The sequence below is a fragment of the Streptomyces sp. NPDC007863 genome (assembly GCF_040633895.1).
Taxonomy (GTDB): Bacteria; Actinomycetota; Actinomycetes; order Streptomycetales; family Streptomycetaceae; genus Streptomyces.
The window spans coordinates 221,496-239,745 of sequence record NZ_JBEYEI010000006.1; the positions used below are offsets into that span (position 1 = coordinate 221,496).

Annotated in this window: 16 protein-coding genes; 8 read left to right on the forward strand and 8 right to left on the reverse strand. The window is 74.5% G+C overall.

The annotated features are described in order from the left end of the window. The first annotated feature begins 14 nt into the window (after nucleotides 1-14). The gene (aspT, locus tag ABZ621_RS12050; RefSeq protein WP_360603334.1) at nucleotides 15-1,718 is read left to right on the forward strand and encodes an aspartate-alanine antiporter; all 1,704 of its coding nucleotides are present in this window, start codon (nucleotides 15-17) and stop codon (nucleotides 1,716-1,718) included. Nucleotides 1,719-1,740: 22 nt separating this feature from the next. Next, nucleotides 1,741-3,393 carry a bifunctional aspartate transaminase/aspartate 4-decarboxylase gene (locus ABZ621_RS12055; protein ID WP_360603336.1) on the forward strand — a complete coding sequence of 551 codons (1,653 nt, stop codon included), beginning with the start codon at nucleotides 1,741-1,743 and terminating at the stop codon, nucleotides 3,391-3,393. Between the two features lie 97 nt (nucleotides 3,394-3,490). Here the strand turns inward: ABZ621_RS12055 and ABZ621_RS12060 are convergent, their stop codons facing one another. From ABZ621_RS12060 to ABZ621_RS12070, 3 genes are all read right to left on the reverse strand, one after another. Then, nucleotides 3,491-5,026 carry a cellulose binding domain-containing protein gene (locus ABZ621_RS12060; RefSeq protein ID WP_360603338.1) on the reverse strand — a complete coding sequence of 512 codons (1,536 nt, stop codon included), beginning with the start codon at nucleotides 5,024-5,026 and terminating at the stop codon, nucleotides 3,491-3,493. Nucleotides 5,027-5,177: 151 nt separating this feature from the next. Beyond that, a complete protein-coding gene (locus ABZ621_RS12065; protein WP_360603340.1) occupies nucleotides 5,178-6,569 on the reverse strand; it encodes a HAMP domain-containing sensor histidine kinase in 1,392 nt (463 codons plus the stop codon). Between the two features lie 16 nt (nucleotides 6,570-6,585). Beyond that, entirely contained in the window at nucleotides 6,586-7,287 is a 702-nt protein-coding gene (locus ABZ621_RS12070) for a response regulator transcription factor (protein WP_360603342.1), read from the reverse strand. Nucleotides 7,288-7,375: 88 nt separating this feature from the next. On the opposite strand from ABZ621_RS12070, the gene ABZ621_RS12075 reads away from it, so the two are divergent. Then, on the forward strand, nucleotides 7,376-7,942 hold the full coding sequence (locus tag ABZ621_RS12075; RefSeq protein ID WP_360603344.1) for a hypothetical protein: 567 nt from the start codon (nucleotides 7,376-7,378) through the stop codon (nucleotides 7,940-7,942). A gap of 45 nt (nucleotides 7,943-7,987) precedes the next feature. On the opposite strand, the gene ABZ621_RS12080 is transcribed toward ABZ621_RS12075, so the two are convergent. Both ABZ621_RS12080 and ABZ621_RS12085 read right to left on the reverse strand, forming a co-directional pair. Beyond that, nucleotides 7,988-8,851, reverse strand: a complete 864-nt coding sequence (locus ABZ621_RS12080) for a fused MFS/spermidine synthase (protein WP_360603346.1) — start codon at nucleotides 8,849-8,851, stop codon at nucleotides 7,988-7,990. A 33-nt stretch (nucleotides 8,852-8,884) separates the two neighbouring features. Continuing rightward, complete coding sequence (locus ABZ621_RS12085) at nucleotides 8,885-9,358, reverse strand: hypothetical protein (RefSeq protein WP_360603348.1); 474 nt, start codon at nucleotides 9,356-9,358, stop codon at nucleotides 8,885-8,887. A gap of 225 nt (nucleotides 9,359-9,583) precedes the next feature. Between ABZ621_RS12085 and ABZ621_RS12090 the strand changes: the two genes are divergently transcribed. After that, a complete protein-coding gene (locus ABZ621_RS12090) occupies nucleotides 9,584-10,873 on the forward strand; it encodes a tetratricopeptide repeat protein (RefSeq protein WP_360603350.1) in 1,290 nt (429 codons plus the stop codon). 156 nt (nucleotides 10,874-11,029) lie between these two features. On the opposite strand, the gene ABZ621_RS12095 is transcribed toward ABZ621_RS12090, so the two are convergent. After that, entirely contained in the window at nucleotides 11,030-11,626 is a 597-nt protein-coding gene (locus tag ABZ621_RS12095; RefSeq protein WP_360603352.1) for a histidine phosphatase family protein, read from the reverse strand. 221 nt (nucleotides 11,627-11,847) lie between these two features. Here ABZ621_RS12095 and ABZ621_RS12100 point away from each other — a divergent pair, with 221 nt between their 5' ends. From ABZ621_RS12100 to ABZ621_RS12110, 3 genes are read left to right on the forward strand one after another with little or no spacing between them, the layout of a single operon-like run. Next, nucleotides 11,848-12,996 (forward strand): hypothetical protein, encoded by a 1,149-nt coding sequence (locus ABZ621_RS12100; protein WP_360603553.1) that lies wholly within the window; start codon nucleotides 11,848-11,850, stop codon nucleotides 12,994-12,996. Next, complete coding sequence (locus ABZ621_RS12105; protein WP_360603354.1) at nucleotides 12,987-14,567, forward strand: hypothetical protein; 1,581 nt, start codon at nucleotides 12,987-12,989, stop codon at nucleotides 14,565-14,567. The genes ABZ621_RS12100 and ABZ621_RS12105 overlap by 10 nt, the downstream gene beginning before the upstream one ends. Further along, nucleotides 14,564-15,910, forward strand: coding sequence for an AAA domain-containing protein (locus ABZ621_RS12110; protein ID WP_360603356.1), 1,347 nt, complete (start codon nucleotides 14,564-14,566; stop codon nucleotides 15,908-15,910). Before ABZ621_RS12105 ends, ABZ621_RS12110 begins: the two co-directional genes overlap by 4 nt. A 139-nt stretch (nucleotides 15,911-16,049) precedes the next feature. Here ABZ621_RS12110 and ABZ621_RS12115 read toward each other — a convergent pair whose 3' ends face one another. Then, nucleotides 16,050-17,051 carry a helix-turn-helix domain-containing protein gene (locus ABZ621_RS12115; protein WP_360603555.1) on the reverse strand — a complete coding sequence of 334 codons (1,002 nt, stop codon included), beginning with the start codon at nucleotides 17,049-17,051 and terminating at the stop codon, nucleotides 16,050-16,052. 143 nt (nucleotides 17,052-17,194) lie between these two features. Here ABZ621_RS12115 and ABZ621_RS12120 point away from each other — a divergent pair, with 143 nt between their 5' ends. Beyond that, nucleotides 17,195-17,608 carry an SH3 domain-containing protein gene (locus ABZ621_RS12120; protein ID WP_360603358.1) on the forward strand — a complete coding sequence of 138 codons (414 nt, stop codon included), beginning with the start codon at nucleotides 17,195-17,197 and terminating at the stop codon, nucleotides 17,606-17,608. On the opposite strand, the gene ABZ621_RS12125 is transcribed toward ABZ621_RS12120, so the two are convergent. Beyond that, a complete protein-coding gene (locus tag ABZ621_RS12125) occupies nucleotides 17,609-18,250 on the reverse strand; it encodes a peroxiredoxin-like family protein (RefSeq protein WP_360603360.1) in 642 nt (213 codons plus the stop codon).

An 18,250-nucleotide genomic window follows, 5' to 3' on the forward strand; every position in this document is an offset into this window, starting at 1 on the left:
CGGCCTCCCCCTCCATGATCGACTTCCTGAACCGGAACATCTTCCAGCCCCACCCCGAGCTGCTCGTCTTCCTCACCGTCGCCCTCGGCTTCCTCTTCGGGAAGCTGCGCTACCGGGCGATCGCGCTGGGCGCCGTGACCGGCTGTCTCGTCGCGGGACTGCTGCTCGGCGCCCAGTTCAAGATCACCATCGACGCCACGGTGAAGAACCTCTTCTTCACGCTCTTCCTCTTCGCCCTCGGCTACAAGGTCGGACCCCAGTTCTTCCGGGGCCTGAAGAAGGACGGCCTGCCGCAGGTCGTCAACGCGATCATCGTCTGCGTCACCGGCCTGCTGGTCTCCTGGGGCTTCGCCGTGATGCTCGGGTACGGCCCCGGGCTCTCGGCCGGCCTGCTCGGCGGCGCGCTCACCCAGTCCGCCGTCATCGGCGTCGCCCAGGACGCCATCGGCAACCTCCCGGGCCTGTCCGCCGACCAGATGAAGACCGAGGAGAACCTGGTCGCCATCGGGTACGCGGTCACCTACCCGCTCGGCACGATCCTCTGCGCCATCCTCCTCGCCAACATCCTCCCCCGGCTCTACAAGCGGGACCTGGCCGCCGAGTCCGCCGCCCTCGCCAAGGAGCTGGACGCCCCCGGCGACGACCCCGACCTCGCCGAGGGCTACTACGAGGTCGTGCTCCGGGCGTACACGATCCGGCGCCCCGACCTCGTCGGCCGCACCATCGACGACTTCGAGAACCAGCAGAAGGAGCTCGGCCACCGCATCTACGTCACCCGGGTCCGGCGCGACGGCACGGTCCTCCCCCACGACCAGGGGACCGTGCTCCGCGAGGGCGACACCGTCGCCGTCTCGGCGCTGCGCGGCTCCCTCGTCGACTTCGACGCCCGCACCCACATCGGCCCCGAGACCGACGACGTCGAACTCCTCGGCTACGAGACCGAGAGCCTGCACGTCGTCGCCTCGGACAAGCGGCAGCTCGGGAAGACCGTCGCCGAGCTGCGCCGCGAGCCCTTCATGGTCGGCGTCTACATCGACAAGATCTACCGGTCCGGCTCCGAGTTCCCCTACCGCCTCTCCACCCGGCTGGAGCGCGGCGACACCGTGGTCCTCACCGGCCCCAAGCGGCTCGTCGACCCGGCGGGCAGGGAGATCGGCAAGCCGGTGCCGACCTCCTTCGCCACCGACATGCTCTGGGTCGGCCTCGGCGTCTTCCTCGGCGGCTGCGTCGGCATCCCGGCGCTCACCGTCTCCGGCGTGCCGATCTCGCTGTCGACCTCCGGCGGCGCGCTGATCATGGGCCTGGTCTTCGGCTGGATCCGCGGCAAGTACCCCACGTACGGCAACGTCCCGCCGGGCGCCCAGTGGTTCATGGACACCTTCGGGCTGTGCGCCTTCGTCGCCGTCGTCGGCATCAACGCCGGTCCGAGCTTCACCAGCGGCCTGTCGACGGCCGGCTGGGGGCTGCTCCTGTGGGGCGCGGTCGCCACCCTGATCCCGCTGGTCGTCGGCTTCCTCGTCGGCCACTACGTACAGAAGATCCGCTTCCCGATCCTGATGGGCGTGCTGGCCGGCGGCCAGACCACGACCGCGGCGATCGGCGCGATCAACGAGCAGTCCAAGTCCCAGATCCCCACGCTCGGTTACACGATCCCCTACGCGGTGGGCAACGTGCTGCTGACCATCTGGGGCGCCGTGATCGTCATCCTCAACCACTGACCGCCGTACGTAAGGACGCACCATGCCCAGGACCAGCTTCACCCGCGAGGAGATCACGTCCTTCGCCCAGCTCTCGCCGTTCGAGCTGAAGGACAAGTTCATCACCCTCGCCCGGGCCGCCCAGGCCGACCAGCCGGGCCAGAAGGACAAGTCCTCGGTCCAGATGCTCAACGCCGGCCGAGGCAACCCGAACTGGACCGCCACCAGCCCCCGCGAGGCCTTCCACGCGCTCGGCTACTTCGCGCTCTCCGAGTCCCGCCGGGTGTGGACCGCCGACGACCTCGGCGGCATGCCCGAGCTCAGGGGCTCCGGCGCCCGCTTCGACACCTTCGTGCGGCAGCACCCGGACCTGCCCGGCATCGAACTGCTCCGGAAGTCGGTCGAGTACGCCGTCGAGCGCTTCGGCTTCGACAAGGACGCCTTCGTCCACGAGCTCACCGACAGCTCCATCGGCGACAACTACCCGGTGCCGGACCGGATCCTCACCCACACCGAGCAGGTCGTCCGCGGCTACGTCGAGGACGAGATGTTCGACCGGCGGCCGCCCGCGGGGAACGTCTCGTACTTCGCCACCGAGGGCGGCACCGCCGCCATGTGCTACGTCTTCGACTCCCTGATGAAGAACGGGATCCTGAGGAAGGGCGACCGGATCGCCCTGATGGTGCCGGTCTTCACCCCGTACATCGAGATCCCCGAGCTCGACACGTACGAGTTCGACGTCGTCCACGTCAACGCCTCCCTCTTCGCCGAGACCGGCGTCCGCGAATGGCGCTACCCGGCGGAGGAGGTCGCCAAGCTGGAGGACCCGTCGATCAAGCTGCTCTGCCTGGTCAACCCCTCCAACCCGCCGTCCCTGGCGCTCAGTCAGCGGGTCGCGAACCAGCTCAAGGAGATCGTCGCCGAGAAGAACCCGAACCTGGTCATCGTCACCGACGACGTCTACGGCACCTTCGTCCCCGGCTTCCGCTCGGTCGCCGCCGACCTGCCGCAGAACACCCTCCTCGTGTACTCGTACTCCAAGCACTACGGCGCCACCGGCTGGCGGCTCGGCGTCATCGGGCTGAACGACGACAACGTCATCGACCGGATGATCGCCGACCTGCCCCCGGCCGAGAAGGAACGGCTGGACAAGCGGTACGGGACGCTCTCCCTGGAGCCGGAGAAGATCCGCTTCATCGACCGGCTGGTCGCCGACTCCCGGCAGGTCGCCCTCAACCACACCGCCGGCCTGTCGCTGCCGCAGCAGGTGATGATGACGCTGTTCTCGCTCTTCGACATGCTCCCCGAGGGCCAGGCGTACAAGGAGCGGCTGCGGACGATCGTCGGGCAGCGGCTCGACCTGCTCCTCGAAGGCGCCCGGATGAAGATCGCCGAGGACGACAAGCGGGCCGGGTACTACATCGAGCTCGACCTGCTGGCGGAGGCCGAGCGGGTCCACGGCAAGGACTTCGCCGACTTCTTGGAGAAGGAGTACGAGCCCGTCGACCCGCTGTTCCGGCTCGCCGAACAGACCGGCGTCGTCCTCCTCAACGGCGGCGGCTTCGACGGCCCCGAGTGGTCGGTCCGGGTCTCGCTGGCCAACCTGGACGACCTCGACTACCTGAAGATCGGCCACCACCTGCGGGCGATCTTCGACGACTACGCCCAGGAGTGGAAGACCTCACGGGGCGTCTGACGCCCGCCCGACGCCCTGACGTCGCACGACGGAAGCGTGCCCCGGCCGAAGGTGGGGTGGTCCGGCCGGGGCACGCGGTGTGGGGGGACGGGAAGGTCTACCGGTAGGCGGCGAAGGCCTTCGTGAAGGCCAGCGGCTGCTGGAGGATCGAGGAGCAGGTGGCGTCCGCGTGGTTCACGGCGCCGGCCGCGCACTGCTTGTCCCGGGTCGAGGACCACATCGACAGCCAGCCGAGCCCCTTGGACCGCGCGAAGTCGACCAGCTGGGCGGCGTCGTCGACCTTGAAGATCTCGGTGGTGACGTCGTTCACGCCGATCATGGGCGTGACGGCGACCGCCTTCCAGGCGGCGGCGTCGGAGAGGCCGAGGACGCCCTTGAGCTGGGCCTGGGTGGCGGTCGCCGCCTGGATCGCGTACGTGCCCATGTCGGCGCTGTAGGCCGGGCCGTAGTCCATCGCCATGATGTTGACCGCGTCGACCCGGACGCCGTTCCGCTTCGCGTCGGCGAGCAGGCTCACCCCGGGCTGGGTGAGGCCCTCGGGCATCACCGGCAGGGTGAAGGAGACGTTCAGTCCGGGGTGCGCCTTCTGGAGCGCGGCGATGGCCTGGGAGCGGCGGGTGTTGGCGGCCGTGTCGGGCAGCGCGGCGCCCTCGACGTCGAAGTCGACCTTGGTGAGCCCGTACTGGTCGACGACCTTGCCGTACGCCTTCGCCAGGTCGGCGGCGCTCGCGCAGTTCAGCGCCAGCTCGTGGCCGGCCGCGCCGCCGAAGGAGACCCGCACGTCGCCGCCCTTGGCGCGCAGGGCGCCGATCTGGGCGGCCACCTTGTCGGAGCCGAGGTCGGTGACCCCGCCCCACAGAGGGGCGCAGGAGCCGCCGGAGGTGATGAAGGCGAGGTTGAACTCCTTCACCCCGGTGGCGTCGGCGGTGGCCGGCAGGTCGTAGGCCGGGTAGAGCGAGGTGTCGACGTAGGGGGCGAACCGGGCGCCGGTGGCGGGGCTTCCGGTGGGGGTCGGGGTGGGCGTCGGGGTCGGGGTCGGGGTCGGCTTGGGGGGCGCGGTGGTCGTCGCCGTGGCCGTGGGGGTCGGCTTCGGGCTCGTCGTGGCGGTGGCGGTCGGCTTCGGGCTCGCGGTGGCGGTCGGGGCCGCCGTGGCGGTGGGCTGGTCGGTGGGGCGGCCGCTGGGGGTGGGGGCGGGGCCGCCGGCCGAACAGGCGGCCTTGTTGATGAGGCAGCCCGCCGGGTCCCCGGCCTGTCCGGCCGCCGAGGTCACGAAACCGACGGTGACGGACTGGCCGGGGGCGAGCTGCCGGTTCCAGCTCGCGGGCTTCACGGTGACGTGCCGGCCCGAGACCGTGTGGTCGCCGTTCCACAGGGAACCGATCGTGGTCCCGGCGGGCAGGTCGAACTCCAGCGTCCAGTCGGACTGGGCCGCCGAGGTCTCGTTGGTGATCACGTACTGGCCGGTGTAGCCGCCGGTCCAGGAGGAGGTCCGGGTGTAGGCGGCGCCGACGGCGGCGGCCTGGGCGGTGCCGGTGAGGGCGAAGACCGTGCCCGCCGTGACGGCCGCCGCGACGACCGCGCCGACGGCCTTCGTACGGCCGCTGGTCCTGCGCCGGTGCCCGTTGCTGCCCATGCGTGCTGCCTCCGTGGTGCGGGGTGTGGGGGGTGCGGTGTGGGGGTGCGGGCAGCACGCTAGCGCCGGGCATCCCGGCAATTGCCGCAGAGCGGACCCCGGTCGGGATTCTTAGGATCCGCTTAAGGCGGCCATCACCACGGGCAAAGGTTCAGCGCCGGGCGGCCTTGCGACGCCGTGCCGGGCGGTGCGAGCGGCGGCCGGCGGAGCCGTCGGCGCGGTGGCCGCCGAGCCCGATCCAGATGCGTACCTCCGTGCCGCCGAGGACCGAGCGGCCGAGGCGGACGTCGCCGCCGGTGGTCTCGGCCATGCGGCGCACGATGTCGAGGCCGAGGCCCGTGGAACCGGCCCGGGTGCCGCTGTTGCCGCGGGCGAGCGCGGCGTCCGGGTCGGCGATGCCGGGCCCGGCGTCGGAGACGAGGACGATGACGGCGTCGTCGCCGTTGTGGACGTCGACGGAGAAGGCGGTGCCCTCCGGGGTGTGCCGGAAGACGTTGCCGAGCAGCGCGTCGAGCGCGGCGGCGAGCTCGGGGCGCGCCACCGGGATCCGTACCGGACGCTCGACCCCGGCGACGCGGACGAGCCTCCCCTCGTCCTCGGCGAGCGCGGACCAGAACTCCATCCGCGCGCGCACCACTTCGGCGGCGTCGCAGCCCGCGCCCGGACCGGTCGGCGGGGTGGTCTGCGGCTTGGCCTCGCGGGCCGTGCGGATGATGGTGTCGACCTCGCGCTCCAGCTGCTCGACGGCCGCCCGGGTCTGGTCGGCGGCGGGGCCCGAGCCGAGCGAGGCCGCGTTGAGGCGGAGCACGGTGAGCGGGGTGCGGAGCCGGTGGGAGAGGTCGGCGGCGAGCTCGCGTTCGTTGGCGAGGAGCTGGACGACCTGGTCGGCCATGGAGTTGAAGGCGACGGCGGCCGACTTGAGTTCGGGCGGGCCCTCCTCGGCGACCCGGGCGCCGAGCCGGCCCTCGCCGAGCTCGTGGGCGGCGCGGGCGAGGCGCTGCGCGGGGCGGACCATGCGGATGCCGAGCCGGTCGGCGACGGCGAGGGAGCCGACGATCAGGGCGACGCCGACCCCGGCGAGGACCAGCCAGGCGGTGGCGACGCCGTTGGTCACCTCGCCCTCGGGGACGAAGAGTTCGACGACGGCGACCTTCCCGGAGCTGAGCGCGGTCGGCTGGAGCAGGGCGTAACCGCCGGGCACCTCGGCGATCGAGGCGCGGCCGAGGGTGCGGGTGGCGGTCAGCTCCTCGGCACCGGCCCGGCGGGTGCCGATCTCCAGGGCCTGCCCGTCGGGCGTGGCGGGCGGCACGTGCACGGCGAGCCGCCCGGCGGCGCCGTCCTCCGTGGTCGCGACGGCCTTCTCCAGCTCCGTCCGGTCGGTGGTGATCGCGAGGACCGGGGCGAGCCCGGCGCCGCGCCGCTCGGCGTTGGAGAAGGCCCGGTCGCGGGCCATCTCCTTGACGACGAGGCCGAGGGGGACGGCGAAGGCGATGACGACCATGGCGGTGACGGCCAGCGACACCTTCACGAGGGCCCATCTCACGGCCGGTGCTCCCGTCTCACCGCTGCTGCTCCCGGGGCGGCTCCAGCTTCACGCCGACACCGCGCAGGGTGTGGAGGTAGCGGGGCCGGGCGGCCGTCTCGCCGAGCTTGCGCCGCAGCCACGACAGGTGGACGTCGATGGTCTGGTCGTCCCCGTAGGCCTGCTGCCACACCTCGGCGAGCAGCTCCTTGCGCGGCACGACGACGCCGGGCCGGCCGGCGAGGAAGGCGAGCAGGTCGAACTCGCGCCGGGTCAGGTCGAGCGGGACGCCGTCGAGTTCGGCCTGGCGGCGCAGCGGGTCGATGGCGAGCCCGCCGACGCGGAGCTCCGTGGTCGGCGCGGGCTCCCCGGAGACGGCCCGGGAGCGGCGCAGCACGGCGGCCATCCGGGCGGTGAGGTGCTCGACGGAGAACGGTTTCACCAGGTAGTCGTCGGCGCCCGCGTGCAGCAGCCGGACGATCTCCGCCTCGTCGTCGCGGGCGGTCGCGATGATCACCGGTACGTCGGTGATCCCGCGCAGCATCTTCAGCGCCTCGGACCCGTCCAGATCGGGCAGACCGAGGTCGAGGACGACCACGTCGAAGCGGAAATGGGCGACCTCGCGCAGCGCCTCCAGGGCCGTGCCGACGCTCCGTACCGTGTAGGAGGCTTCCGTCAGCTGCCGGATGAGGGCGGAGCGCACGAACTGGTCGTCCTCGACCACGAGCACACTTGCCATGGCCCGCACCGTACGCCATTCGGGGGACACCCCGGCCACTCCGTACCTTCCGGTCCGCGCCGGCCGGGCGTGGTGCACTATGGCCCCGATGCGAAGAGGACTCGTTCACGCCCTGGCCTGGTCGCTCGCCACCGGCGCGGCGGTCACGCTCTCCTGGTGGGGAGTGCACACCGTGCTGTCCGGCACCGTCTACGACCCTCCGCGCGCCCTGCCGCTGCCGGTCGGCTCGCCGGAGGACCTGGTGCCGGCCGAGACGGCGATCGGCGACCCCGTGACGGCCTCGACGCGCCGCCCCTCCCCTCCCTCGGCTCCTCCTCCGTCGCCTTCCCCGGCGTCGCCCTCGCCGTCGTCGCCGAGGACCGCCGCCGCTCCGTCCACCCGGCCCGCGGCCCCGCCGCGGACCACCCCGCCGCCCGCCACGGCGGCCTCCTCCCTGAAGACCACCGCGGTGGACGGCGGCCGGGTCACCTTCGACCTCGGCGCGAGCTCCGCCGAGCTGGTCTCGGCGATCCCGGCCTCGGGCTGGCAGATGCAGGTGTGGAAGCAGCCGACGTGGATCCGGGTGACCTTCACGCGGGACGGCCGCGAGGTGTCGGTCTTCTGCGTGTGGCACGACTCGGCGCCCCGGGTGGAGGTCGACGACCGCACGCACTAGCCGGGCGCGCCGGCGGACGTACCGGCGGGCGTCCGAGCGGGCGTACTAGCGGAAGACGGACGGCGGGGGCGCGGGCGAGGCCTTCGCGGTGGCGTCGGTGACGGCGGTGGCGCCGCCGGTGAAGTCGGCGAGGGCACGGCCGTGTTCGACGCGGCCCGGGTGCGGGTCGGTGGCGACCCGGCGGGTGAGGTCGGCGACGGGGAGCTCGCGGCCCGAGGCGACGAGGACCGCGTTGCCGAAGCGGCGGCCGCGCAGCACGGTCGGATCGGCGATCAGGGCGAGCTCGGGGAAGACCCCGGCGGCGGTGGCGACCTGGCCGCGGAGATGGGCGAGCGGCGGACCGTCGGCGAGGTTGGCGGCGTACGTGCCTCCGGGCCGCAGCGCGCGCCGCACCTCGTCGAGGAACTCGGTGCTGGTGAGGTGTGCGGGGGTGCGGGCGCCGCGGAAGACGTCCGCGATGATCAGGTCGGCCCAGCCGTCCGGGACCTTGGCGAGTCCGGCGCGGGCGTCGACGGCGCGGACCCGGATGCGGGCGCCGGGGTCGAGCGGCAGTTCGCGGCGGACGAAGCGGACGAGGGGTTCGTCGAGCTCGACGACCTGCTGGGTGGAGCGGGGCCGGGTCGCGGCGACGTACCGGGCGAGGGTGAAGGCGCCGCCGCCGAGGTGGACGGCCTGGAGGGGACGGCCGGGCGGGGCGGCGAGGTCGGCGACGTGGCCGAGCCGCCGCTGGTACTCGAAGGTGAGCGCGGCGGGGTCGTCGAGGTCCACGTGGGACTGGGGGGCGCCGTCGAGGAGCAGTGTCCAGGCGCGGGGGCGGTCGCGGTCGGGTATCAGTTCGGCGAGCCCGCCGTCGACGGTCTCGGAGACGGTGCCGGCCGCCGGCCGTTCGCTCTGCTTCTTCCTGGCCATCCGTCCATTATCGGCGGGTCCGGGGCGCGGCGTTCAGTGACAGCCGTCGGCCGCCTCGATGAGGCGGGCCGCCTCGCCCAGGGCGCGGCGCAGCACGGCGGGGTCGGTGACGGGTCCGGTGTCGCCGGGGGGCAGCAGCCAGCCGGCCGGGCGGGGCGCGTCGCCGGCGGGCTCGGGCAGTTCGGGGAGCTCGGGGAGGCGCAGGCCGCGTCCGGAGGTGCGGGTGCAGGCGCTGCCGGGGAGGTCCCAGGCGGCGGCGGTACCGGGCGGGACGAGGAAGCCGAGGGTGTCGCAGGCGCCGTCGTGGAGGACCGGCCCGACGGCGGGGACGCCCCGGCGGCGGAGGATGTCGACGGCCTCCAGGCCCTGCCGGGCGGGCACGGTCACCAGGTCGCAGGGCTCGACGGCGCCGGTGCCGGTCGTGGTCGCGGCGGGCGCCGCGGGCGCCACCGTCGTGGTCCCGGCCGTGGTCGTGGTCGTCTCGAAAGGCGCGGCGTTCTCGGACATGGACCCCTCCTCGCTTCCCAGAGGAGACACGTTCCGTCTCTCCCATACGGTTCAACGCCCGTGCGCGTCAACGGCTACGGCGGCACGCCGCCGCAAAGGATGGCAGTTCATGGCAGATCGCAGGCGAGATATCCGATTTGTAGCCAAACTCAGCGTACGCATCCGGTCACAGCAGGTACGTTCATGCCGCCGGAACACCCGGCAGCACCAGGAGAGGGCTCGGCCATGGCCATGTCACGGGCAGTTCCCAATCTCGCCTTCCGACGGCTCCGCGGGCAGCACTCCCCGGCGGAGTTCGCCGCCACGGTCCGCCGGGCGGCACGGGAGATCGGCGAACAGGTCGCGTGCGACGCCCGCTACATCGGGCGCGTGGAGGCGGGCGAGATCCGCTGCCCGAACTACGCGTACGAGCGGGTCTTCCTGCACATGTTCCCCGGCCTCACCCTCGCCGACCTGGGATTCTCTGCGCGGGAGGCGGTACGCGGCCGACGGCAGGCCGCCCCGGCCGGGGCCTCGGGGCCCCCCGCCCTCCCGACCCGGAACGATGAGGAGAGCGACGTGCTGCGTCGCGCATTCATGACGAGCGGCACCGCCACCCTGGCGGCCGCCTCCTGGGGACTCGGCTCCACCACCGCCGCCGCGATCCCCAGCCCCCGCGGCACCCACCGCATCGGCGAGGCCGAGGTCCGCGCCGTCGAGGACGCCGTGCGGCAGATCCGCCTGCTGGACGACCGGCACGGCGCCGACGGCCTCTACAAGGTCGCCGCCCAGCCGCTCCGCAGCGCCTACCGCCTGCTCGACCAGGGCAGCGCCGCCCGCCGCGCCACCGAGGACCGGCTCCTCGCCGGCGCGGGCGAACTGTCCCTCTCCGTCGGCTGGCTCGCCCACGACTCGGGCCGCCACGAGGACGCCCGCTCCCACTACGCCGAGGCCCTGGCCACCGCCCGGGTCTCCGGGGACGCGGCCCTGGAGGCGCACGCCTTCTGCAACACCTCCTTCCTCGCCCGCGACACCGGCCGCTACCGCGAGGCCGTCCGCGCCGCCCAGGCCGGACTGCGCGCCGCGTGCCCGCTCGACTCCCCCCGGCTGCTCGCCCTGCTCTCCCTGCGCGAGGCCGCCGCCTGGGCCGGACTCGGCGACCGCTCGGCCGCCGAGGAGTGCCTCGGCCGCGCCCACGACCACTTCGGCCGCGGCCACGCCGACCAGGACCCCGAGTGGATGTCCTTCTTCGGCGAACCCGAACTGGAAGCCCTCGAAGCCCACTGCTGGGCCGCCCTCGGCGACTGGAGCCGCGCCGCCCGCCACTCGTACCGCGCCACCGTCCTCCAGCACCCCCGCTTCGCCCGCAACCTCGCCCTCTACCGCGCCCAGCTCGCCGGCCACCTCGCCCGCGCCGGCCGTCGCGACGAGGCGGAGGCGGAGGCGCGGCGGGTGGCGGATTCGCTGGACGGGATCGCGTCGGCGCGGATCAGGGGGCTGCTGGCCGAAACGCGGCTCATCCTTACGGGTGGGTGAGGGCGGGGCTGTCGGATCCAATATCCGATAGCCCGGAGGTCGGACATGGGATCCGGAAGGTCGGATCCAATATCCGAGAGGTTGGATCCGAAATCCCGGAGGGTTGGATCCGGGAGGTTGGATCCGAAATCCGGGAGGTTGGATCCGAGCCCGCGCTCAGCCCTCCAAGTGCCCCGCGTCGTTCCAGCGCTCGATCGCCGGCGCGCCGTACGCCCAGCCCAGGACCGAGAGGCTCGTCGGGTCGAGGCGGATGCGGGAGGCGAAGGAGACGTGCTCGCCGAGCCAGCGGGCGCCGATGGAGCGGAGGATGTGGCCGTGGGCGAAGACGAGGACGTCGCGGTCGGCCGAGCGGGCCCACTCCACGACCTCGTCGGCGCGGGCCGACAGCTGGTCGAGGGACTCGCCCTCCGGGACGGCGTCGCGCCAGATCAGCCAGCCGGGGCGGAGTTCCTGGATCTGGGCCGGGGTGAGGCCCTCGTAGGCGCCGTAGTCCCACTCCATCAGGGTGTCCCAGGGTTCGGCGCGGTCGCCGAAGCCGGCCAGGGCGCAGGTCTCGCTCGCGCGGACCAGGGGGCTGGTGCGGATCTCGACGCCGGGCAGGCCCTGCCAGGGGCCGCGGTGGAGGCGCTCGCCGAGCAGCTTGGCGCCGCGTCGCCCCTCGTCGAGCAGCGGGATGTCGGTCCTGCCGGTGTGCCGGCCGAGGAGCGACCACTCGGTCTGGCCGTGTCGGGCGAGCAGGATGCGCGGTGCCATGGGCGGGACTCTCCAGAGATTGCGCGGATGCGGGAGGTACGGGCGCGCGCCGTCGGGCGCCCCGGAGGGTCCCTCCATCATCCCGCAGGTGGCCCCGGCGCGAACTCCCGGTGTCTCCGGGGCGGAACCCGCCCGCGTTGTCAGTGCCGGATGGGAGACTTCCGCGGGTGAGCGCATCCCTGGACGACGGCGGGTCACGGCCGCCGCAGACGACCGGCCCCGTGCCGACCCCGGCGAGCCGGCGCAGGACGCGGGAGAGACTCGCCGAGCTGCGCGGACCGGCGGTCCCGCCGCGCCCGCTGGACGCCCGGGCGCTGGCCGCGCTGGCGGCGAACCCGGGGTGCAGGCGCCGCGCGCTGCTCGACGGCGCGGGGGTCGACAAGGGGGCGCTGGCGTCGCGGCTGGGTTCGCCCGCGCCGTTCGGGCAGTCGCAGTTCGCGATCGTGCGGGGCAACAGCTTCGAGGCGAAGGTGAAGGCGGACGGCGGGCGCGAGCTGCTGCGGCTCCTGGGCGTCGAGGACCCGGGGGCCGTCTCCGTGCCCGATCTGTCGGCGTCCGGGCCCGAGGGGCGGACCGCGCGGACGGCGCTCGCGCTGCGCGAGGCGACCGCGGGCGACGGGTGGACGCTGCTCGACCATCCGCTGCTGACCCTGGAGGTGGCGGGCTCGCCCGTGCACCTGGAGCCGGACGCGGTGGTGGTGGATCCGGCCGGGCGGTGGACGGTCGTGGAGATCAAGTCGTTCCCGATGATCGACGGGTCGGCGGACGCGGCGAAGGTCGGCGCGGCGGCCCGGCAGGCGGCGGTGTACGTGCTGGCGCTCGAACGGGTGGCGGCGCTCACCGAGGGGGCCGAGGTGCGGCATTCGGTGCTGCTCGTCTGCCCGAAGGACTTCTCGAACCTGCCGACGGCCTCCGCGGTCGACGTGCGCAAGCAGCGGGCGGTGACCCGGCGGCAGCTGGAGCGGCTGACCCGGATCGACGAGATCGCCGAGGCGCTGCCGGAGGGGCTGAGCTTCGACGTCCAGGGCCGTTCGGCGGAGGAGTTGTCGGCGGCCGTGGAGGCGGTCCCGCACGCCTACGCGCCGGAGTGCCTGGCCGCCTGCGAGCTGGGCTTCCACTGCCGGTCGCGGGCGCGGGAGGAGGAGGCGGTGCAGACCCTGGGCCGTTCGGTGCGGGGCGAGCTCGGCGGGCTGACCACGATCGGCGCGGTCCTGGCCGCGGCGCGCGGCGGTGGGGGTGCCCCCTGCGCGAGCGAAGCCGGGAGCTCGGGGGACGGCGGGCCGCAGGACCCGGCGGTGGCCGCGCTGCGCCGGGCGTGGGCCCTGCGGCAGGAGGCCCTGGCCGAGGCGGAGGCCGCCGCATGTCGCTGATCGCGCACCTGGCCCGGATGGAGGCCGTGGCGGCGGGCCGCGCCCAGCCGCTGGCGACGGTCCGGCACCGGCACCTCGCCGGGCGGCCGCTGGTCCTCGTGCCGCTGACCACGGCGGGCGAGGCGGGCGCCCCGCTCGGCGCGCTCGTCGGCACCGACCCGGAGGAGCCGCGGCTCCTCGTGGTGCCGCAGCCGCGGGACCGGGAGCTGCGGTTCGCGTTCCTGGCCGAGCTGGCCGAGGAGGTCCTGCCGTACGTCGACGGGTTCGCGGACGCCGTCGAGCCGGTGGAGCGGAAGGACGCCGCCACCGGGGAGAAGGTCCAGGTCGAGCTGTGCCTGGACGCGCCGCAGCTGATCGTGCCGAGCCGGGCCGGGATCGAGTACGTACGGCTCCTGGGGCGGTCGACGCGGTTCCGGCGCACCGCCGAGCAGGACCCGGACACGCCGTATCCGGCGCCGCCGCGCGTGCCGCTGCTCGGCCGCTGGCTGACGCACTACGGGGAGCGGGCCCGGGTTCCGGGCTCCTCGCTGCTGCTCGCGGCGACCGATCTGCTCAACCGGCACTGGGCCACCGGCCAGTCCTCCCTGGAGGACCAGCACCTGGGGGCGCTGCTCGCCTGGATCGACCCGCCCGACGGCCTGCGGGGCGACCGGGCCGCGTACCGGGCCGAGCTGGGGCGGGACGAGCGGGGGCAGCTGCTGTGCCCGCCGGCCGGGCCCGCGACCGACCCGGCGTTCGACAACGATCTCCTCGCGCCGGCCATCGAGGCGTACGACCGGGCCCGGCAGGCGGTCGGCGCCGCCGAGGACGGCGAGACGGCCGAGGCGGCGCTCGCCGTCCTGCACCGGGCCGAGCGCGAGGTGCGGCGGCTCGTCGTCTCGCAGCTGGAGCCGACGTGGGACGCGACGTGGCGGGCGCTGGGGCTGCTGCGGGCGCTGCCCGAGGGGGCGCGGGTCGAGGACCGGTGGACCCGGGACCGCTGGTCGTTCACCGCGCACCGGGACCGGATCGCGGCGGGCGAGCCGCCGCAGCCGCGCCGCGACGACGCGGTGACCGCCGCCGCGAAGCTCGCGGCGCGCGAGCAGGCGCAGGGGCAGCTGGACGCCCAGGAGTCCCTGGACGATCCGCTGGTGTTCGCCGGGCGGCGGCTGTCCGGGGAGGCGTTCACCGCCGAGGTGGCCGAGGTGGTGATGGCGTGGACGGAGTCGAAGCGGCCCGCGCCGCGCCCGCTGCTGACGGTCCGCACCGAGGACCGGCCGCATCTGGACCCGGGCGTGAAGGTGTACCGCTCGCTGGACGGCAAGCCGCAGTCGGCGGAGTTCGTGGGCCGGGAGGAGGACGGTGCGCTGGTGCTGCGGCTCCTGGACAAGATGGGCCGGTCGAAGGAGCCCGCGGAGGGCACGGTGCCGGAGAAGGGCGAGCGGATCGCCTGGACGCTCTTCGAGCACGACACGCGGGTGGGGCCGAGGCTGCCCGACCCGGAGGAGACGCCGTGGACCCACGGCGGCCCGCCGCGCCACGCCGACACCGCCGAGCTGCCCGACTCCGTGACCCCCGAGGACCTGCTGTGACCGTGTACGACCCCGCCGTGCTCGACCCCGCCGCGGCCGCCGCGAAGGCGACGGCGGAGATCCTGGAGTCCACGCTGCACGGCACCGCCCGGGGCGTCGTCGTCGACTCGCCGCCCGGTGCCGGGAAGTCGACGCTGGTGGTGCGGGCGGCGCTCGAACTGGCCGCCGCGGGACGCCCTCTGATGGTGGTCGCGCAGACGAACGCGCAGGTCGACGATCTGGTGCTGCGGCTCGCCGAGAAGGAGCCGGACCTGGAGGTGGGCCGGCTGCACTCCAGCGACGCGGACCCGTACGACAAGGCGCTCGACGCGCTGGAACAGGTACGGAAGTCGGCGAAGGCCGGGGACCTCGCCGGGCTGCCGGTGGTGGTCTCGACGGCCGCGAAGTGGGCGCACGTGAAGAACGTGGAGCCGTGGGCGCACGCGATCGTGGACGAGGCGTACCAGATGCGGTCGGACGCGCTGCTCGCCGTGGCGGGGCTCTTCGAGCGGGCCCTGTTCGTGGGCGACCCGGGGCAGTTGGACCCGTTCTCGGTGGTGGGCGCGGACCAGTGGGCGGGGCTGTCGTACGACCCCTCGGCGAGCGCCGTGTCGACGCTGCTCGCGCACAACCCGGAGCTGCCGCAGCACCGGCTGCCGGTGTCCTGGCGGCTGCCCGCGTCGGCGGCGCCGCTGGTGTCGGACGCCTTCTACCCGTACACGCCGTTCCGTTCGGGCACGGGTCCCGGCGACCGCCTGCTCGCCTTCGGCGTGCCCTCGGACGGCTCGGCGCCCGACCGGGTCCTGGACGAGGCCGCCGCGTCCGGCTGGGGTCTGCTCGAACTGCCCGCCCGGCACACGCCGCGCACCGACCCGGAGGCCGTGCACGCGGTCGCGCTGGTGGTCCGGCGCCTCCTCGACCGGGGCGGCGCGGCGGTCAGCGAGCGGTCCGACACGCCGGTGCCGCTGACCGCCGGCCGGGTCGCGGTGGGCACCGCCCACCGGGACCAGGCGGCGGCGGTCCGCGCGGCGCTCGCGGCGCTCGGCGTGTCGGGGGTGACGGTCGACACGGCGAACCGCCTCCAGGGCCGCGAGTACGACGTGACGGTCGTCCTGCACCCGCTGTCGGGCCGTCCCGACGCCACCGCCTTCCACCTGGAGACCGGCCGTCTCTGCGTCCTCGCCTCCCGCCACCGCCACGCCTGTGTGGTCGTCTGCCGCGCCGGGGTGACGGACCTCCTCGACGAACACCCCTCCACGGAACCGGTCCGGCTCGGCGTCACGGTCAAGTTCCCGGACGGCTGGGAGGCGAACCACGCGGTCCTGTCGCACCTGGCCGAGCACCGGGTGCGCTGGGCCGGCTGACCCGCCGGACCCGAACAGCCGGACGGAGTCCGGCGCGCCGCCGCAGGCGGCCAGGAAACACAGCCCAGGCGGCTGGGAGGCGAACCACGCGGTCCTGTCACACCTGGCCGAGCAGCGGGTGCGCTGGGCCGGCTGACCGTCAGGGGCGGTGGGCGGCGGCTCGGAGGACGGAGGCGCCGACGGGGGTCAGGGTGTGCAGGACGGTCGCGGCGTGGCGGCTGCTGGTGATGAGGCCGGCGTCGCGCAGGGCCGTGGCGTGGCGGCTGGCGGAGGCCGCGGAGACGCCCGCCGCGCGGGCGATCTCGCCGGTCGTCGCGCCGCCGGCGGCGGCGCACAGGGCCGCCGCGCGGGTGCGGCCGAGGAGGGCCGCCAGGGGGGCGGAGGGCGTGTCGGCGAGGGGGTGGCCGGGCGGCGGGGCGGTGGCGTCCCGGCGGACCGGGTAGCAGACGACGGGCGGGAGGGCCGGGTCGGCGAGGCTGGTCGGGGTGCGCCAGCAGAAGTACGCGGGCAGCAGGGTCAATCCACGTCCGTCCAGGCGCAGTTCGCGGTCGGCGGGCGGGAAGTCCACCTGGAGGGACGGCGGCCGCCAGCGGATGGTGGGGCCGGCGCCGCCGAGCAGTCCGTGGACGCCGCCGTCGAGGAACCCACGGCCGAGCGCGGCCCGTTCGGCGTCGAAGCGGGAGCGGACGGTCTCCTCGTACGGGGCGATGACGGCGTCGTGGTAGGCGCGCAGCACCCGGACGAGCTCCCTGCGGTCCTCCAGGCCGGTGAGCCGCGCGGTCCACGGGGGCGCGCCGACCGTGCGGTCGAGCCGGGCCAGTTCCTTCGCCACCCGCCGCGGGGAGGTCTCCAGGATCGCGTCGCACCCGGCGGCGAGGCCGTCGACGCCCTGCCCGGGGGTGAGGAAGTCGGGGAAGTAGGCGGCCCGGGGGAAGAGCGGCAGGAGGATGGTGCGCAGGGCCCGTTCGAGCCCCTTCTCCCGGAGCCGGAGCCGTACGGCCCTGAGCCAGCCCGCGTACGCCCAGCGGCCGTCGCGGGTCTGGAAGCGGTGCAGGCTGGTGGCGATCTCCCAGAACGGGTTGGGCGCGGCGGCGACTCGCACGGCGGCGAGGTCGGCGTCCCCCAAGTGGATGCGGAGCATCTCGTTCCCCCCGATGAGCTCGGCTTTTGCGGTCAGCCGCAACAGCATCGCCGGGGTCCGCCGGAATCCGTCATGGTTGGCCAACGGCGCAGGACCGCAGGCGTGTCCGCGCCGCCGGGAACCACGAAACGGGAGGAAGAACCATGCGCACTCTCACGACCCGTACGGCCGTCGCCGCCGCGACCGGCGCCCTGGCCCTCGCCGGCGTCCTGGGCACGGCGGGCACCGCCGCCGCGGCACCGGACGGGACGAGCCGGACGGCGGGGGCCGTCTTCTCGGATCCGACGCTGCCGCCGGTCTTCGGCAGCCGGAAGGTGTGGAAGACCGTCAACCACCGGCTCCTGCCGAGCGGCGACGGCCGCATCATCGGCAAGCTCTACGCGGGCGTCTCCTACCCCGTGAGCTGCTGGAAGTACGGCGAGTCGGTGACCGCCGAGGGCACCACCAACAACGTGTGGATCCTCGCCAGGAACGGCAGCGGCGTCTGGGGCTACTCCAGCGCGATCTACTTCTCCGGCGACAAGTACGCGAACCTGCCGGCGTCCGCGAAGTGCTGATCACCCGTCGGTGAGGCGGGGGCCGGCCGCGAGGGCGAGGAGTTCGTCGACCGACCACTGGTCGTCGATGTGCTCGCCGTACTTCGCGGCGGCGATCCGCCCGTCCGGGGCGACGAGGAAGTCCGCGGGGAGGCCGGTCCGGCCGCCGGGCTGGGCGGCGGCCGGGAGCCGCCCGCGGCCCCGGAGCAGCTCCACGGCGCTCGCGCAGACGCCCCGGACGATGCCCGGCCAGCCCCGCGGGTCGAGCAGGGACCGGCGGTGCGCCTCGACGCCGAAGGCCGCGTACAGCTCCTTGCGGGGGTCGGCGACGACGGCGAAGGGGAGGTGGGCGACGTGCTCGCGCAGTTCCTCGGCGGGTGAGTGGAAGAAGACCACCTCCCGGATCCCGGCCCGCTCGATCTCCTCGTGGCGCCGGGCCACCGAGCGGAGGTGGAGGTGGCAGACGGGGCAGCCGGCGAAGCGCCGGAACTGCACGTGGACGACGCGCCCGGGGTCCGGCACGGCCAGCGGCGGACCGGAGACCGGGACGAGCGTGCGGACGGGGACGGTGTCGCCGGGCCTCAGGCGGATCCGGGCGGGAGCGGGGGCGGGGGACGGGGAGGGGACCGGTGCGGGGGCGGGGGTCGACGGGGGCGTGCGCAT

What these genes read in the sequence shown, in the direction of transcription:
- aspT (WP_360603334.1), top strand. Translation starts at nt 15, where the DNA reads ATGATCGACTTCCTGAACCGGAACATCTTCCAGCCCCACCCCGAGCTG.
- ABZ621_RS12055 (WP_360603336.1), top strand. Translation starts at nt 1,741, where the DNA reads ATGCCCAGGACCAGCTTCACCCGCGAGGAGATCACGTCCTTCGCCCAG.
- ABZ621_RS12060 (WP_360603338.1), bottom strand. Translation starts at nt 5,026, where the DNA reads ATGGGCAGCAACGGGCACCGGCGCAGGACCAGCGGCCGTACGAAGGCC.
- ABZ621_RS12070 (WP_360603342.1), bottom strand. Translation starts at nt 7,287, where the DNA reads ATGGCAAGTGTGCTCGTGGTCGAGGACGACCAGTTCGTGCGCTCCGCC.
- ABZ621_RS12075 (WP_360603344.1), top strand. Translation starts at nt 7,376, where the DNA reads ATGCGAAGAGGACTCGTTCACGCCCTGGCCTGGTCGCTCGCCACCGGC.
- ABZ621_RS12080 (WP_360603346.1), bottom strand. Translation starts at nt 8,851, where the DNA reads ATGGCCAGGAAGAAGCAGAGCGAACGGCCGGCGGCCGGCACCGTCTCC.
- ABZ621_RS12085 (WP_360603348.1), bottom strand. Translation starts at nt 9,358, where the DNA reads ATGTCCGAGAACGCCGCGCCTTTCGAGACGACCACGACCACGGCCGGG.
- ABZ621_RS12090 (WP_360603350.1), top strand. Translation starts at nt 9,584, where the DNA reads ATGGCCATGTCACGGGCAGTTCCCAATCTCGCCTTCCGACGGCTCCGC.
- ABZ621_RS12095 (WP_360603352.1), bottom strand. Translation starts at nt 11,626, where the DNA reads ATGGCACCGCGCATCCTGCTCGCCCGACACGGCCAGACCGAGTGGTCG.
- ABZ621_RS12105 (WP_360603354.1), top strand. Translation starts at nt 12,987, where the DNA reads ATGTCGCTGATCGCGCACCTGGCCCGGATGGAGGCCGTGGCGGCGGGC.
- ABZ621_RS12115 (WP_360603555.1), bottom strand. Translation starts at nt 17,051, where the DNA reads ATGCTCCGCATCCACTTGGGGGACGCCGACCTCGCCGCCGTGCGAGTC.
- ABZ621_RS12120 (WP_360603358.1), top strand. Translation starts at nt 17,195, where the DNA reads ATGCGCACTCTCACGACCCGTACGGCCGTCGCCGCCGCGACCGGCGCC.
- ABZ621_RS12125 (WP_360603360.1), bottom strand. Translation starts at nt 18,250, where the DNA reads ATGCGCACGCCCCCGTCGACCCCCGCCCCCGCACCGGTCCCCTCCCCG.